13 protein-coding genes, 1 tRNA gene and 2 pseudogenes are annotated in these 14,868 nt (G+C 62.6%); 7 read left to right on the top strand and 9 right to left on the bottom strand.

Annotated elements, in window-relative coordinates; all coding sequences use genetic code 11:
• Positions 1-28: 28 nt before the first annotated feature.
• Together PMM47T1_RS03425 and PMM47T1_RS03430 are read right to left on the bottom strand one after the other, a co-directional pair.
• Positions 29-883: a formate/nitrite transporter family protein gene (locus PMM47T1_RS03425; protein WP_008365802.1), complete on the bottom strand. Its 855-nt coding sequence runs from the start codon at positions 881-883 to the stop codon at positions 29-31.
• A 67-nt stretch (positions 884-950) separates the two neighbouring features.
• A complete protein-coding gene (locus PMM47T1_RS03430; protein WP_008365804.1) occupies positions 951-1,826 on the bottom strand; it encodes an alpha/beta hydrolase in 876 nt (291 codons plus the stop codon).
• Between the two features lie 100 nt (positions 1,827-1,926).
• Here PMM47T1_RS03430 and PMM47T1_RS03435 point away from each other — a divergent pair, with 100 nt between their 5' ends.
• Both PMM47T1_RS03435 and PMM47T1_RS03440 read left to right on the top strand, forming a co-directional pair.
• Positions 1,927-2,919, top strand: coding sequence for a diaminopimelate epimerase (locus PMM47T1_RS03435; RefSeq protein WP_008365806.1), 993 nt, complete (start codon positions 1,927-1,929; stop codon positions 2,917-2,919).
• Positions 2,920-2,949: 30 nt separating this feature from the next.
• A complete protein-coding gene (locus PMM47T1_RS03440; RefSeq protein WP_008365808.1) occupies positions 2,950-4,128 on the top strand; it encodes a hypothetical protein in 1,179 nt (392 codons plus the stop codon).
• A gap of 52 nt (positions 4,129-4,180) precedes the next feature.
• Here PMM47T1_RS03440 and PMM47T1_RS30770 read toward each other — a convergent pair whose 3' ends face one another.
• Both PMM47T1_RS30770 and PMM47T1_RS30775 read right to left on the bottom strand, forming a co-directional pair.
• Positions 4,181-5,056, bottom strand: coding sequence for a methyl-accepting chemotaxis protein (locus tag PMM47T1_RS30770; protein ID WP_443216079.1), 876 nt, complete (start codon positions 5,054-5,056; stop codon positions 4,181-4,183).
• A pseudogene (locus PMM47T1_RS30775) lies at positions 5,036-5,854 on the bottom strand (MCP four helix bundle domain-containing protein); the annotation flags it as partial. The pseudogene PMM47T1_RS30775 and the gene PMM47T1_RS30770, both read right to left, overlap by 21 nt.
• A 212-nt stretch (positions 5,855-6,066) precedes the next feature.
• On the opposite strand from PMM47T1_RS30775, the gene PMM47T1_RS03450 reads away from it, so the two are divergent.
• Positions 6,067-6,723 carry a UPF0149 family protein gene (locus PMM47T1_RS03450; protein WP_043300652.1) on the top strand — a complete coding sequence of 219 codons (657 nt, stop codon included), beginning with the start codon at positions 6,067-6,069 and terminating at the stop codon, positions 6,721-6,723.
• Positions 6,724-6,856: 133 nt separating this feature from the next.
• Here PMM47T1_RS03450 and PMM47T1_RS03455 read toward each other — a convergent pair whose 3' ends face one another.
• Together PMM47T1_RS03455 and PMM47T1_RS29665 are read right to left on the bottom strand one after the other, a co-directional pair.
• On the bottom strand, positions 6,857-7,453 hold the full coding sequence (locus PMM47T1_RS03455) for a hypothetical protein (RefSeq protein ID WP_008365812.1): 597 nt from the start codon (positions 7,451-7,453) through the stop codon (positions 6,857-6,859).
• An 87-nt stretch (positions 7,454-7,540) separates the two neighbouring features.
• Positions 7,541-7,798, bottom strand: coding sequence for a hypothetical protein (locus tag PMM47T1_RS29665; protein ID WP_157212942.1), 258 nt, complete (start codon positions 7,796-7,798; stop codon positions 7,541-7,543).
• 123 nt (positions 7,799-7,921) lie between these two features.
• Here PMM47T1_RS29665 and PMM47T1_RS03460 point away from each other — a divergent pair.
• Positions 7,922-7,998: transfer RNA gene (locus PMM47T1_RS03460), tRNA-Val, on the top strand.
• A gap of 136 nt (positions 7,999-8,134) precedes the next feature.
• Positions 8,135-8,797 (top strand): UPF0149 family protein, encoded by a 663-nt coding sequence (locus tag PMM47T1_RS03465; protein WP_008365814.1) that lies wholly within the window; start codon positions 8,135-8,137, stop codon positions 8,795-8,797.
• A 199-nt stretch (positions 8,798-8,996) separates the two neighbouring features.
• Here PMM47T1_RS03465 and PMM47T1_RS30250 read toward each other — a convergent pair.
• Together PMM47T1_RS30250 and PMM47T1_RS03470 are read right to left on the bottom strand one after the other, a co-directional pair.
• Positions 8,997-9,185: pseudogene (locus PMM47T1_RS30250) on the bottom strand (PDDEXK nuclease domain-containing protein); the annotation flags it as partial.
• A gap of 440 nt (positions 9,186-9,625) precedes the next feature.
• Positions 9,626-10,114, bottom strand: coding sequence for a hypothetical protein (locus PMM47T1_RS03470; protein ID WP_008365816.1), 489 nt, complete (start codon positions 10,112-10,114; stop codon positions 9,626-9,628).
• A gap of 431 nt (positions 10,115-10,545) precedes the next feature.
• Between PMM47T1_RS03470 and PMM47T1_RS03475 the strand changes: the two genes are divergently transcribed.
• Together PMM47T1_RS03475 and PMM47T1_RS03480 are read left to right on the top strand one after the other, a co-directional pair.
• A complete protein-coding gene (locus PMM47T1_RS03475; protein WP_008365818.1) occupies positions 10,546-11,754 on the top strand; it encodes a hypothetical protein in 1,209 nt (402 codons plus the stop codon).
• Positions 11,755-11,850: 96 nt separating this feature from the next.
• Entirely contained in the window at positions 11,851-13,002 is a 1,152-nt protein-coding gene (locus PMM47T1_RS03480; RefSeq protein ID WP_008365820.1) for a S8 family peptidase, read from the top strand.
• Positions 13,003-13,119: 117 nt separating this feature from the next.
• Here the strand turns inward: PMM47T1_RS03480 and PMM47T1_RS03485 are convergent, their stop codons facing one another.
• Positions 13,120-14,811: an SWIM zinc finger family protein gene (locus PMM47T1_RS03485; RefSeq protein ID WP_043300653.1), complete on the bottom strand. Its 1,692-nt coding sequence runs from the start codon at positions 14,809-14,811 to the stop codon at positions 13,120-13,122.
• Between the last annotated feature and the right edge of the window lie 57 nt (positions 14,812-14,868).

The raw sequence follows: 14,868 nt of genomic DNA on the forward strand, positions 1-14,868 counted from the left end.
GGCCACAAGGGCGACGATAGCCGGGGCCTCAGGGCCCGGATCGGGACGGCGGCGGCGTGCTGCTGTCGCTGCGAATCTGCGCGTGGCTGATCAGCGCGAAGATAAAGCTGCCACCAATGATGTTGCCTGCCAGGGTGGGCCCGGCAAAGGTCAGCAGGAAATCCTTCCAGCCCAATTCCCCGGCCCACACCAGGTAAGACACTTCCGCCGTACCCACCACAATGTGGGTAAAGTCGCCCAGGGCCATCAGGTAGGTGATGAGGATGATGATCCACATCTTCGCGCTTTCCTGGGAGGGGATCATCCATACCATGGTGGCGATCATCCAACCGGAGACGATGCCTTTGGCGAACATCTGCGCGGCATCGTTTTCCATCACCTTGCGGCCGATGTCCAGAAAGGCCACGTCGGTCTTGGCGTCGAAGATGGGCAGGTGCAGCATCACGTAGGACACCAGCAGGGTCCCGGCCAAGTTGCCAGCCAGCACCACACCCCACAACCGCAACAGGCGCCCGACGTTGGCAAGCGTTGGGTGGCTCATCAGCGGCAGCACGGCGGTGAGGGTATTTTCGGTAAACAACTGCTGGCGTGCCAGAATCACTGCCAGAAAACCTGCCGAGTAACCCAGGCTGGCGATGACCTTGCTGGCCTCGGTGTCGGGCAGGCGGGAGTTCAACAGCCCCATGGCCATCAGCGACAGGCCCATGGTCAGCCCTGCCGCCAGGGCCGACCACCACAGGGCCGCCACATTGCGCTCCAGTTCATGGTCGCCCTGGGCGCGAATGATTTCATGCAGCACCGCCGCGCGCGGTGGCTGGTTTTCCTGGACTTCCTGTTCTTCGTCGGCCGACAGGCCGGGGGTCTTACCGTGCTGGTTGTCCATGGGGCCACTTCACGTGAACGGCGGATATGCCTTTAGCAGTGACCGTTAGCGCAGCGGAAAAGTTGCCTCAGCCCGCGCCTTGCGTGGCCTTCACACCGAACAACTGGTGCAGCGCACGGGCGTAGTCGGCGCTGCCCAAGGTCATGCTGTTCAGGTGCGTGGCACCGGGCACCAGCAGCAGCTGTTTGGGGCCGTGGGCTGCGTCGTATAGGGCCTGGCTGAAGCGGGGCGGCACGTAGCGGTCATCGGTGCCGTGGACAATCAGCACCGGTACGCCCACGTTGCCGATCTTGTCGATGGAGTCGTATTTCTCGGACATGATCCAGCGCACCGGCAGCGAGGTGTGGGCCACGGCGGCCGCGGCATCGCCCAGGTCGGTGAAGGTGGACTCAATGATCAGCCCGGCAGCCTGGGGCCCCTGTTGCCCGGCCAGGCGCCGGGCCAGGTCCACGGCAATTGCGCCACCCAGTGAGTGGCCGTAGATAAAGCGCTTGCCGGCATCGGGTTGCAACTGCACCAGGCGTTGCCAGGCCACCTGGGCGTCTTCGTACACGCTGGCCTCGGAGGGCAGGCCGCCGGGGCTGTCGCCAAAACCCCGGTAATCGATGGCCAGCACCGAGAAGCCCAGGCTGCGCAATTCGGTAATGCGCCGTACCTGGGCGGTGAGGTTCCAGCGGGTGCCATGCAGGTACAGCGCCGCGGGCGCATTCTTCTGCGCCGCCGGCCACCACCAGGCGTGCAGGTGCTGGGTGTTGTCCAGTGGGATGTTCATCTGCTGCACGCCGGCGGGGAGGCCGCTGAACCAGCTGGCGGTGCCGGGCTGGATGCTGTAGAGCAGCTCGCGCTCCTTGTAGGCCAGGCGCGAACAGCCATAGGGCAGGGCGGCGAGTACCAGCACCAAGGCAGTCAGTGAGCGCCAGCGACGGCGGATCAGCGAAGACATTGGGCCTCCCGGGCAATGGTGGCTGCGCAACACCCAGTGTACTCAGCGGGTGCGTTTCCCGGTAATGTCGGTGTATTTCCAGTCATTGCGAGGCTGTCCCATGTTGTATGACGCGCGTGGCAATCGCTACGTAGTAAGTTCACCTGAACATTTGCGCAGCTTGGGTATCGCCGTGCCGGCCAGTGCCGCCCAGGCGGCCCGTGAGCGCAGCCAGTGGACGTCGGCAGCGGTGTCGGCGCTGTGCGACAGGCCTGCGGGTGCCCGGCCAGCCCACGCCAAGGCCCACCGCAGCGACGGTTTGCTGGTGGGGCCATTCGGCCAGGGGGACGCGTTCGACCTGTTGATCGTCAATACCGACGGTACCCTGGCCGAGCGCAGTGGCAATGGCCTGACCATTTTCGCCCAGGCCTTGAGCGATCAGGCCCTGGTGCCGGTCGGGCAGGGCTTTACCCTGAACGTGCACCATGACAAAAGTGACGCGCCCTCGCCAGTACCGGTCAGCGTTGAACCGGCTCGGGTAGAGGGTGTGCAGGGCTTCTGGCTGGCCCTGGGTGTGCCGGCGTTCGGCGGCCAGGCCGTGGCGGCCGTGGGTGTGCAGGCCAGCCGCTTCAATGATCGTCCGGCGTATACGGTGCCGCCGTTGGTAGCCATTGACGACCAATGGCAGCACAGTGTGTTCGTGCGCATCGGCAACCCTCACTGCGTGACCTGGCTCCACAGCCCGGCGGCCTTGCCGAGCATGGCGCAATTGCGCGCCCCCGTGCTTGATGCCCAGCTCACCACTATTGCCTTCGCACAGGACGGCGGGCAGGGGCACGGGTTGCCCTGCCCGGCGGGCATCAACCTGCAATGGGCGGCCTGGCTTGGGCCTCAGCAGTTGGCGGCGCGGGTGTTCGAGCGTGGTGAGGGTGCCACCGAGTCTTCGGGCACCAGCGCCACCGCCGTGGCCTGCGCTGCCTGGCAGGTGGGGCTGGTGCAGGCCGGCCAGGTCCGCGTGCAGATGCCCGGTGGCACCGCACCGTTGAAGCTGGTGGAGGAACGCGGCGAATTGATTGCGGTGCAGCTGTTCGGTACGGCCAGCCTTCAGCCATAATCGGCGTATCGCCTTGTAAGGATTTTCTCCATGACCAATGGATGGCTGCGCCCGTGTGTGTTGTCCCTGAGCTTGCTGGCCGGTGCGGTCCAGGCCGACGTGTATACCGGCACCCTGGGGGCCATGCCGATTGTGGTCGACCTGGACATGAGCAACCCTGAGCAGGTCAGCGGCCGCTATTTCTACGAGAAATACCACCGCGACCTGGCCTTGTCGGGCACGCTGGTCGATGACCAACTGACCCTAAATGAAGGCCTGGACGACAACAGCGACACCCCGCGCCCGCAACTGCACTTGCAGCACCGGGCCGACGATGGCTGGGACGGCCAGTGGCAAAAGGCGGACGGCAAGGCGCTGAAGGTCGTGCTCAAACCGGCGCAGGTCCCGGACACCCCGGCCGGTTCCGACCCTTTCTGGGTACAGATGCACGACAACGCGCCGTATGATTTCCTGCGCTTGTTGCAGTTGCCGCTGGTCAATGGCAAGCACCAGACCTTCATGGGCTACCCCCTGCAGTGGCGAGGCGAACCGATCGCCAAGATCCAGTTGTTCGAAGTGGCTTCCGGCTACCCGGAGCCGCAGCTGACCCAGGTGAACCAGATGCTGCGCGCGCGGCTGTGGAGCGAAGTGGTCAGCTATCACGAGTGCATGCTGGGCAGCACTCGCTTCGGTGAGGGCGAATACGACCAGACTGTCACGCCGACTTTTCTGTCACCGGCGGTGGTGAGCGTCAGTGTCTACACCAGCTATTACTGCGGCGGCGCACATCCGGACTTCGGCGATGCGCCCATCAATTTTGATGTGGCCCATGGCAAGCCGTTGTCGTTGGAGGACGTGTTGTGGGTAGGCGAGGGCCCGGCGTTTCACTACGACGACCGCGAAGGCGCGCAACAGTCGGAAGAAGCTGACGTGGATTTTGACAAGTTCTCGGCCTACCGCGAGAAGTTTCTGGCGCCGTGGTTGGTGGAGCAGCTCAAGCAGCTGTACCCCAACGAGATGAAAAAGCCGACTGACGAAAACGACTGCGACTATACCGACCCCGAGGTGTGGAACTTCCCCACCTGGCACTTCACCGACAAGGGCATCGCCTTTGGCCCAAGCTTCGCCCGGGCGGCGCGCATGTGTGAAGGCACGGAGTGGTCGGTGTTGCCTTACAGCGTGATTGCCCAGCACCCGGGTGGGGTGAAGCTGGCGTTGCCGGCCAACTGACCGTTGCCTTTGTAGGCGCAGCCGTCGGCAGCGGCTACGCGGGCAGTGGGGTCTATAAGGAAAAGCGCGCCAGCATGCCGTCCAGCTCGACAGCCAGACGGCCCAGCTCCTGGCTGGCGGTGCTGGTCTGAGCAGCGCCCGTGGCCGTTTGCATAGACAGGTCGCGGATGCGCACCAGGTTGCGATCCACTTCCCGCGCTACCTGGGCCTGCTGTTCGGCGGCGGTGGCGATCACCTGGTTACGCTCGTCGATACCGGCCACCGACTTCGAAATACTGCCCAACACGTCCTTGGCCACCTGCGCACGCTCGCGTGTACGCCCCGCCTGTGCAGCGCTTTCGGCCAAGGCCTGCACGGTTTGCCCGGTACCGTGGTGAATGCCGTCCATCATCTGCTCGATTTCCCGCGTTGACGCGCCGGTGCGGTGCGCCAGGCCGCGCACCTCGTCGGCCACCACGGCAAACCCGCGTCCGGCCTCACCGGCGCGCGCCGCTTCAATGGCGGCATTGAGCGCCAGCAGGTTGGTCTGGTCGGCCACGTTGCGAATCACTTCCAGCACCTTGCTGATGCCCAGCGTTTCGGTGGCCAGGGACTGGGCGCGCAGGCTGGCCTGCTCTACCTGGTCAGCCAGGGCGCCGATGTCGGCCATGGTTTCGTCCAGTTGCATCTGGCCCTGGCGTACGGCACTGCTGGAACTGCGTGATTCGGTAGAGGTTTCCACGGCGTTGCCCGCTACTTCCTCTACGGCCTGGCTCATCTGGGTGACGGCGGTAGCCGCCTGTTCAATCTCGCTGTACTGCTGCTGCAGGCCCAGGGCGCTGTCGTGCATGATCGCGCCCATTTCCTGAGTGGCCGAGTTCAACCGGCCCACGGCCCCGCCAATTTGCTGGATCACCGCGTGCAACTGATCGCGCATGTGCCCGAGCATTTGCAGCAACTGCGCCACTTCGTCCTGGCCGTGGGCAACCACGGGCTGGCTGAGGTCGCCGGCGGCCACGGTCTTGGCCACGTCCAGTGCCTGACGCAGCGGCCGGGTGATGCTCACGCTCAGGCGCCAGGCTTGCAGCAACATCAGCGCCAGGGCCACACCGATGGCAAGCGGCAGGGCAAGTTGTACCTTGGCCGAGGTACTGGCGGTGTTTTCCAAGGCCTGAGCGGTGGTTTGCTTGTTCAGTTCGCGCAGCAATTGCACCTGCATGTCCATCAGCGCGCCCTGGTTGGCCAAGGCATTGTTGGACAGGTTGGTGGCCTCGTTCAGTTGTTTCTGCTCCACCAGGTCGATGGCCTGCCTGAACAGGCCGACAAACTGCCCGGCTGCCTCCTGCAGCAATTTGATCGAGTCACGCTCGGTACCTTCCGGCACCTTGGCCAGGTACTGGGTGAAACCCTGGTCCACCTCGGCGCTCAGTTGCTGCAGGTTGATCTTGCGGTTCACCAACTCCGCCGGGTCGTTGGCATACACCAGCAGCAGCGCCGCTTCGGTGCGCATCTTGGCCAGGTCAATAGCAATGGCATCGGCCTGGGCAATACTCGACAGCGGCCCTTGCTCGATCAACTCGCCCTGATGGCGAATATGCTGAATCGCGGTAAAACACAGGCCGCCAACGGCTGCCAGCAACACGGCGCACAGGCCGAAACTGGCCAGCAGGCGCTTGCCAATGCTCAGGCGGCGCAGCAGCGCGGGGCGGTGGGAGGGCGTGCGGCGGAAAGCGAAACGAAGATTCACGGCGGCTGACTCTTATGAAAACTACGCCAGCGGTTGTAGCAGCCCTCTGTGATGGCTTTATGACACTTCGTTGATTCCGCAAAATAAATCCGTGAACCTGGGCAAGCCTGACACCTTGAGCCGTCATAATGGCGCGCTTCACCTAGCCCAACGGACTACGTTGGGCGGTAAATCGACTTACACTGTTACTCATCTCTCCACGGCCCAATTCAATGAATACTCCAAGCGATGCACCCCTGACCGACGCCCAATGGGAATTTCTCGAGTCGATGCTTGAGCTGCACAAAAGCGAAACTTCGGTGTGGAACACCTCGGAGCTGGACGGTTACCTGACGGCCCTGGTGTCGGGCCCCACCATGATCCCGTTCGAGGAATGGTTCGCGGCTTTGTGGGGTGGCGAAGAGTTCCTGCCCAAGTGGGAAAACGACCAGCAGGTGGAGCGCTTCATCGGGCTGGTCATCCAGCACATGAACGAAATTGCCGGCAAGCTGATCGAGAACCCCGAAGAGTTCTCGCCCATCTTCATGGAAGATGAACACGAAGACGGCCACTTCACCCTCAGCGTTGAAGACTGGTGCTTTGGCTACGAGCGTGGCGTGGTCATGGGCGACGGCTGGCCTGGCCTGCCGGAAGAAGAACAGGAACTGCTGGCCGGCATCCTCATCCACACCTACGACGATGAAGCCGACGAAGAAATTGACGTCGAAGAAGCGGCCGACATGGTTTGCATCGGCGCACTCACCCTGCACGCCTACTGGCTGGGCCACCGCACCCCTGGCGAACCCGTGCGCGTGGGCGAGAAGGTAGGCCGTAACGACCCCTGCCCGTGTGGCAGCGGGAAGAAGTTCAAGCAGTGCTGCTTGCATTGAGGTGATTTAGCCACCCGGAGTTGCGGGGCGGCCATCCGTTGTCAGGCTGCGAAAAGGTTTGCAGTAGCTTTGGCGGCGCACTGTCGATCGTGGGCCCGCTGCGCGGGCCTTCGCAGCCTGCGGCAGCTACGCCTCATTTACCGCTGGCGATTCTCTTCACCAGCGCCTCATGCCCTTTTTGGTCATCCGCCCGCGAGATCACCTGCACGATCGACATGCTGCTACCTGAGCCCGCCAGAAAGGTGGTGGACAGGGTGGGGCCACCGCCCTGGGTGGCGGTGCTGTCGATTTCGCGCACGGCCAGGCCTTTCACGGTGAATTCTTTCTCGCCGGTCTTCTTGAAGTCGGTGAGGCCGGCGCTCTGTTGCTTGACGAAGTCTTGCACGGCGGCGTCGAGGAATGCGGCGTCGTAGTCGCCCACCTTCGCCTGGTCCGGCGTTGGGCCTTCGCTGGCCATGACCACGCGTTTTTCCTTTTCGCTCTGGTACATCGTGCCCTTGGCGCCACTGGTGCCGCTCTGCTCGTCGCCGGCGTCCATGGCGCTGGCCACGTAGCCTGGCGGCAGGGTGAAGCTGAACCTGCCCTTGAGCATCGTCACCTTCGGCCCGCTGGCCGGTTTCTTGGCCGGTGCACTGTGCTTGCTGGCGTGGCTGTGGGTTTGCGCCATGGCCGGTGCGGCCAGCGCCAGGGCCGCAGCTATCAGCGCGGCGTGGGAAAACGTGCGAAACATCGAATACTCCTGGGCAGCCGCGCCGCTAGGGGCCGGGCGCGGCGCAACAAAGCGTGCGTGAAGCGTGGCCAAGGCGCAAGGGTTGCGTCAGTTCTCGGGGCAGAGGTTTTCCTTGGCGCAGTCGGCGGCCTTGCGCACGGCCGCGCACCAGTCGTTGTCGTTCTGTTGGCCGGCCGGCATGGCGGCGCATTTGGCACGCGCTTCCTGCACCTTGGGGGCGTCCAGTTGGCGGTCGGTGGTCAATAGCGTGCGGTAGTCCACTTTCGGGGCGTTGGGGTCGGGCGAGCAGGCGCAAAGCGCAAAAAAGGCAGAGCAAAGGGCAAGTGACGCTATGGTTTTTTTCACGAGACAGCTCCCTGAGTCAGCGTTCCAGGTAGTCAGTGTAGCCCCCTGTCTGGGGCCGTTGTCACAAATGCGCACGCCCGTGTTGACAGCTTCCCGTAAATCCGTAGAATGCCGCCCCACAGCAGGCACGTAGCTCAGTTGGTTAGAGCACCACCTTGACATGGTGGGGGTCGTTGGTTCGAGTCCAATCGCGCCTACCAAACAAAATCCGCTCTGCTGGGCGGTGAGAAAAGGGCGATCCGAAAGGGTCGCCCTTTTTTGTTGCCTGGTTTTTGTTGCCTGCCGTTTCACCCTGATAACCTTGAATGTGCCTCTTCGCCCCAAAGGACACCCGCCATGGCTTACACCATCAGCAACGACCCGTTGACCGCCGAACAATTTCACTTCATCCAGGACCAGCTGGACGCGTTCGCGATCGAGTCCAGCGTGCGCACGGTGTCGGAAATGGACGGCTTCTTCACGGCGGTGGTGTCCTACAAGGACGCGATTCGGTTCGACGCCTGGTACCTGTCGTTCTGGGGCGGCGGCGACCTGCCAAAATGGAAAAGCGAGCACACCTACCAGACCTTTTTCGACGCCCTGATTCAGCACATGAATCAGATTGCGCTGATGCTCATCGACCACCCCGAGCAGTACCACCCCCTCTTCAACCAAACCGAAGATGGCCAGGGCCTGGATTGCCTGGACTGGTGCGTGGGCTACCTGCGCGGCGCCACCACGCTGGTCAGCGGCTGGAGCCAGATGCCTGAAGCACCCACCGCCGCGCTGAACTTTATCTTCAGCCAGCTGGACGCTGACAAGAGCCCGGCCAACGCCCCTGGCGATCTCCCCCAGGCCCTGGCCGACGCGGCCCGCGAACTGCACACCTACTGGGCCGAACAGCGCACCGACGACGAGCCGGCCGATTCACTCACCGTGCGCATCGAGCAGAAGATTGGCCGTAACGACCCCTGCACCTGTGGTAGCGGCAAGAAATACAAGCAGTGCTGCGGCCGCTGAACCCGCGTGTTTACGCTGGCCATGGCGAAAGGCTTACACGCGCTGCCGGTGATCTCCTCTGTTGCCATGGCGGCCACAGGCTTAATCTAGCTACACAGGTGAAGCGCAGGAAGCGCCTCAGTCACGGATGACAGGTCAGCACGGATGCACTTCGACAGGACGTTGAAGGGCCACAAAAGAACCCGCTTCGGCGGGTTTTTTATTGGCCGCTGTCCAAGCGGTAGAACTCCTGCAGCTTGGCTTGCAGCAAGCGTGTGGCCCGTCACTGCGCCTGGTATTCGGCGATAGGCGCGGGCGGCAGCGAACGGTTCAGCGCCTATCCCACCACCTCATCATCACTGCTGGCGCACAGCAGCACGCCGATGGCCGGGTTCTCGTGAGGCGTGCGCACATCATGAAGCCCGCGCAGGTCTCTACTTCAAGGGTTCCAAGGCTTCGGCGGAATATAGCCACGTCCCTTACCAGACGGTTGCCGCCCATTTGTCAGCAGCAGACCACATGGAAATCACCCCCTTCCTCCATCCCATTCAGGCTCGTGTTACGAGATGTATAGCGAAAGGCTTACACGCGCGCACAGCAATCTCCTCTTCCGAGTCAGCCCTTGGATCGATATTCTGGATCCAACAACTGAAGCCAAGGAGGCGCTTCAGGGCCAGGGATGGTTGGCCATTGAAAGGATGCAGCCCGACACGGATGTTGGAATGGCCAGGACACTAAACCCGCTTCGGCGGGTTTTTTGTTGGCCGACATTCACCTCCCGCCCAAACGCCTGTAACCGCTGCCGCCTGCCGGCAGCGGTTACAGGTGAATCGATTGCACCCTACGCCGTCAGTTGATACGCCCAGGCGGTGTGGCCGGCACTTGCTGCCAAGGTACGTTGCAGCTACGTACATTGGGGTAGTACGCCTGGCTGGTGCGGCAGTAGTACCAGTCCGAAGCCGCCTGCTGTACCGGTGGGGGCGGTGCCGAGGCCTGCACCGGCACGGCCTGATAGACAGGGGCGGGCGCCGGGGCATAGTAGGTCGGGGCCGGGTAGTAATACGTCGTGGCCGGGTAGTAATAGCTGGGGGGGTAATAATAGGAACTGGACACCACCGCAGCGGTGTAACCCAGGCCTAGCCCCAGGCCCAGTCCCCAGCCCCAGCCGCCCCAGCCACCACCGTGCCACCCACCGCCGCCGCCATGCCAACCGCCCCCGCCGCCATGCCAGCCACCACCTCCGCCACCGCCATGGTCGGCAAAGGCCGGCGCCGACAGCCCGGTGGCGGCAGCGAGTACGCCGATAAGCACACTGCGTTTGATCCGATTGATGTTCATGATGCCTGCCCGATGAAAAGTCCTACGGCGGTTGTTCGCGTGGGCGGTTGAGCTTCGCTCCCGTGACGGGAATGGACGTTGCAAGTCAGCAGATCCGGTCGCCGTGGTGGCCGGAAAATACCCGTACATCCCTCTTCATGATAGCCCAAGTGCACTGCACAAGCCGCTCGAGCGCCCAATGGCAAGGCACTCGTGCCCCCAGCACGCCAGCGAGGACATGACTCAACAGTAATCCATTTCACCTGTCTGCAACATGAATGCGTGTACCGCTACGAATACGGTGGCAGGCGCGGTTTATGCATCCGAACGTCGGCGAACGGGTTATTGGGAAACGTCTTACAACAGTTCAGGAAAGAGCCGGTTTATTACACTCGATTGAATGGGTTTTCATGGTTTTGTCATCCATAAAAACAATCTGCCAAGGACCGTCCATGTCGACCGATACCTTTAGCCCCGCCCCGCCCATCCAGGCCCGGGTGGTGCTCTGCCTGCTGCTGGCCGTGGCCGGCCTGAGTTTCATTGCCGGCCTGTTCCTCTCCCATGCCCTGGTGCTGGACGCCAACTGGCCCACCTACGCCGACATGGTCGGCAACCTGAACCAACCGGGCGCATGGTTGCGCTGGGGCATGGGTGACATCAGCGAATTCGCCTTCTACAAACACGAATTCGCCGGCATCGGCCTGCTGGCCGGCGCCGGCCTTGCCTGGTGGGCCAACAGCACCGGCAAGCGCTGGCAGGGCTTTGCCATCAGCTACGGCAGCGGCCTGTGGCCGTGGCTGGTGACCAGTTCGCTGCTGAGCCTGTTGCTGAGCAACCTGCTGTGGGGCTGGACCCTGGACGCCGACACCTGGCAACCCACCTTCGTGGCCTTTGTGTCATTGCCCGCGGCCCTGGTGCTGCTGTACGGCCCCGGCTGGAAAGTGGCACTCAATGGCGCGGTATTCGGTGCGTTGCTGGTCACGCCTGCCAGCCTGTTGCTGGTCAATTACGTCTGCGTGCCGCTGAAAATACCTGCTGTGGTGGGCGCCGTATCGGGCATGGCCCTGGCTAGCGCAGTGGTGTTCCTGGCGTGCAAGTGGTTCCCGGCCCTGATGACTTCCTGCCACCCCCCAATAGCGCCGCAACCGCCCGTACCGCCCAGCCATTACGGCCTGATTTGGGGCATGCGCCGGGTGCTGGCCGACTTCTCCGAAGCGCCGTTCTTCGGCAATGAGCTGGCCAGCCTGGGGCTGCTCGCCGGCGTACTGCTGGCCTGGGCGCTCAACCCGGACAGCCCGGTGTACGGCACCGGCCTGTTGCTACCAATCATCGCCGGGCAATTGCTGACGTCGGCCATCGGCATTTACCTGTGGCGTGGGCACTGGATGACCAAAGGCTGGTACCCCACCTACATCCCCATGGTCTGCGTGGTGCCCGCCGCCATACTCACCCACGGCGGCAGCGCGTTGGTGGTGGCCTTGAGCGCGGTGCTGGGCGCGCTGTTGGCGCCACCCCTGGCCGATGGCCTGGCGCAGAAGCTGCCAGCATGGATGCACCCGTTCGTGGCCAACGTGGTGGCCATGGCCATCAGCACGGTGCTGATCGTGCCGTTCATTGGCCTGTTGATCGTGGCCAGTGCGTGCACCCAGGGCTTCCTGTAGGCGCGGCAATTGATCAATGCTTTCCCTCTGCCGTACGAGGAGGGTGACGCCTATGGTCCCGAAGGCATCCCACCCGTCATGACAAGGACCGTCATCATGAGAGAGTACATCGTGTTGCGCCGCGAGGCGCCCAGCTCCACCTACGGCTTCGCCAGCCTGGCCGGCGGCGAAGAGGCCGCCGAACCCAGCTTGTCCTTGGAACGCCTTCCGGCTCACGCGCTGGCCGAACTCAACGCCGAACCGGACGTGACCCTGGTGGCCCCGAAAATGCCCACCCACCTCATCAAGCCGAAAACGGCCAGGCCCAGCCAAACCGCCCCTTGCTGGGGCGCCGAAGCCGTGGGCGCTACCAACAGCCAGTACACCGGCGACGGCGTCAGCGTGGCCGTGCTCGACACCGGCATCGACGCCAGCCACCCGGCATTCGCCGGCATAGAGCTGATAGAAAAGGACTTCAGCGGCTCTGGCAACGGTGATGCCCAAGGCCACGGCACCCACTGCGCCGGCACGATATTCGGCAGCGGCCTGGGTGCACGCATCGGTGTGGCGCCCGGGGTCAGCCGCGCGCTGATCGGTAAAGTGCTGGCTGATGATGGCAAAGGCAGCTCGGAAATGGTCTTCGACGGCATGCTGTGGGCCCTGGACCAACGCGCCGACATCATCTCGCTGTCGTTGGGCTTCGACTTCACCGGCATGGTCAAGCTCATGGCTGCCGATGGCTGGCCCATTCAGCTGGCCACCTCCAACGCCCTGGAAACTTACCGCGCCAACCTGCGCATGTTCGACGCCATCATGGCCATGACCAAAGCCCGCGCCGCCTTCGGCACCAGCCCCCTGGTCATCGCCGCCGCCGGCAACGAAAGCCGCCGGCAAACCGACCCCGAATACCGCATCGCAGCCTCCCTGCCGGCCGCCGCCGACGACGTCCTGTCCGTGGCCGCCGTGGGCCGCGACGGCGCCTACTTCAAAGTGGCCGACTTCTCCAACTGCCACGCCACCCTCAGCGCCCCGGGCGTAGGCATCACCTCTGCCTGGCCGGGCGGCGGCCTTAAAACCCTGAGCGGTTCCAGCATGGCTTGCCCGCATGTGGCTGGGGTGGCGGCGCTTTGGTGGGAGGCGATTACGGCCAGCGGCAAGAAGGCCAACGCACGGAATGTCAGGGCGAAGTTGATTGCCCATGCGAAGGTGGATGGGTTTGTGGTGCTGGATGAGGTGGACGTGGGGCAGGGGGTGGTGGTGGCGCCTTAGGTGGGGGTTGAGGCTGCGCTGGGCGGTGGCCATGCGCAGCTGCACCAGAAGGTGGGGCGATTGACAGACCATTATCACCACCGGCATTACGCTCAATCGTAGGGTATGCAGCGATGCTTACTTTGGAGATGCAAAAGCGTCCAATAGCTTGATGAAGTTTCGCTTCGCCTTGTACTGACGGTGTAAATTCGCTCGAAGCTCCGCGAACGCCTCGGCCGACATCACGTGCGCCAGCCGGGCTACCATCTGCATGCCTGCTTCATAGCCCGAGTTGCAGGTCAGCGCCACCTGCGAGGCCAGTATGCGTTGGTAGATGGCCACGGCCTGGCCGGGCGTGGTTGCTTCCAGAAGATCTGCCAGGCGCAATGCCAACGAAATTCGGCAGGGGCCTGCGCAAAAGGCATCCCAGGCCCCCGCCAAGTCTTGCTCCCACAAGGCGATTTCAAGTCGTATGGATGGGTCGGGCAATGAACCTGAGGCATAACGATCCCCAGGCCTTTTTGTGAGCCAGTGCAGCGCGGCTAGTCGTCGCTCTGGCCAGCGTCCCAACGCACAGCCAATACCATGAAGACGTTGATAGTTGCGTAGCGAAGGGCTACGGCAAAACAGTGTCCACGCCATGTCTTGAGCTTCATCACATCGGTCACTTTCCACGTAGCGTTCAATCACAAACGCCTCCAGTTGTGTGGCGTGTAGCCCGGAAAATTGCGCTAACCCTTCTTCAGCCCACTGAGTCGCTACACCAGCAGCACCGTTTTCCAGGTGCAGTTCTGCCAGTTCCAGGTAGCGATTTGGAGTAGAAAGATCTTTACCCACGATGGCTATAAGCTGTTCGATGTCACCCGCTTGCCTAGCCGTCTTTTTCATTATTGCCGTTAGCCGTTCGCGGACCGCGTAGTTGTGGTCCTTATGGTCTTTTTCTTTTTTCGTAATGGCGGGCAATTGCGCCCAGCGCTGTTGAAGCAAAAGCTGAAAATGCTGTCTGCCGGGCTCGCCCAAAACGTCCGCATAGGTGCCGAAGGTATCCTGGAAAACGTACATGTCCGACGCTAGTGCCAGTTCAAGCAACTGCTCCGCCAGCGCCATAGGATCAGGCTTGACCAACGTGCAGGCCTCATGATGCAGGCTTTGCAGTTGGGTCAAATTGAATTCAATCTCATCATTGGATTCGGCAATTTCCTCTGTCAGCGACACCACGCAGCGAATCGCATGCTCACACAACGCTGGCAATGCTTGGAGGTTGTCGGTGCTCAGTTGATTTCGAAGAATCTCGACGAGATGAGTGACATCGGCAGCCAATTTGCTTTCGCTACCCCAGTCCAGGTAACCCTGTGGTTGGGCAATGTCATCAATGAGGCGGCGCAGGTCAGATGCGCTATGCGGCTGCAATACCTGTGAGGCAGAGCGTAAATTGCGCCACAAATGGATATCTTGATCGGCGAAGCCCATCAGCAGCTCAACCAATGCGGCGTGGGGTTGCTCTTCAAGCCAGCGGCGGATTAACGCCGGTTCGTCGCCACTCGCTTCCAGGTGCGGCGCCGCCAACCATGTCAAGCCTAAAGCAACCCCGTGCTTGCAGAAGAAACCGTCCTCGGCGTGTGGGCAGGTGCAGTCGACATCAAGTTCACCATGGTCAAAATACAGGGTTGTCTTGTAAAGGCTTGATCCCGCGATGTGAGCAACCGCCCGTTCAGTGGACATGGCAATCGGCTGAACTCGATTGGAAACGAAATACTGGTGGCCGCGAGCAAAGACTTTTGGGCCTGCCAAGGTTTCCAGGTCGCTGATTTCGAAAGATAAGGCTGGCAACGGGGGGAAATCCGGTGGGCGGGAGAGACGGGTATTATGCAGTTTGTTCGGGGAGTG

This window comes from Pseudomonas sp. M47T1 (assembly GCF_000263855.1).
In the GTDB taxonomy this organism is placed as follows: domain Bacteria; phylum Pseudomonadota; class Gammaproteobacteria; order Pseudomonadales; family Pseudomonadaceae; genus Aquipseudomonas.

Coding starts and splice junctions, on each gene's coding strand:
- PMM47T1_RS03425 (WP_008365802.1), bottom strand. CDS start 883: ATGGACAACCAGCACGGTAAGACCCCCGGCCTGTCGGCCGACGAAGAA.
- PMM47T1_RS03430 (WP_008365804.1), bottom strand. CDS start 1,826: ATGTCTTCGCTGATCCGCCGTCGCTGGCGCTCACTGACTGCCTTGGTG.
- PMM47T1_RS03435 (WP_008365806.1), top strand. CDS start 1,927: ATGTTGTATGACGCGCGTGGCAATCGCTACGTAGTAAGTTCACCTGAA.
- PMM47T1_RS03440 (WP_008365808.1), top strand. CDS start 2,950: ATGACCAATGGATGGCTGCGCCCGTGTGTGTTGTCCCTGAGCTTGCTG.
- PMM47T1_RS30770 (WP_443216079.1), bottom strand. CDS start 5,056: ATGCTCGGGCACATGCGCGATCAGTTGCACGCGGTGATCCAGCAAATT.
- PMM47T1_RS03450 (WP_043300652.1), top strand. CDS start 6,067: ATGAATACTCCAAGCGATGCACCCCTGACCGACGCCCAATGGGAATTT.
- PMM47T1_RS03455 (WP_008365812.1), bottom strand. CDS start 7,453: ATGTTTCGCACGTTTTCCCACGCCGCGCTGATAGCTGCGGCCCTGGCG.
- PMM47T1_RS03465 (WP_008365814.1), top strand. CDS start 8,135: ATGGCTTACACCATCAGCAACGACCCGTTGACCGCCGAACAATTTCAC.
- PMM47T1_RS03470 (WP_008365816.1), bottom strand. CDS start 10,114: ATGAACATCAATCGGATCAAACGCAGTGTGCTTATCGGCGTACTCGCT.
- PMM47T1_RS03475 (WP_008365818.1), top strand. CDS start 10,546: ATGTCGACCGATACCTTTAGCCCCGCCCCGCCCATCCAGGCCCGGGTG.
- PMM47T1_RS03480 (WP_008365820.1), top strand. CDS start 11,851: ATGAGAGAGTACATCGTGTTGCGCCGCGAGGCGCCCAGCTCCACCTAC.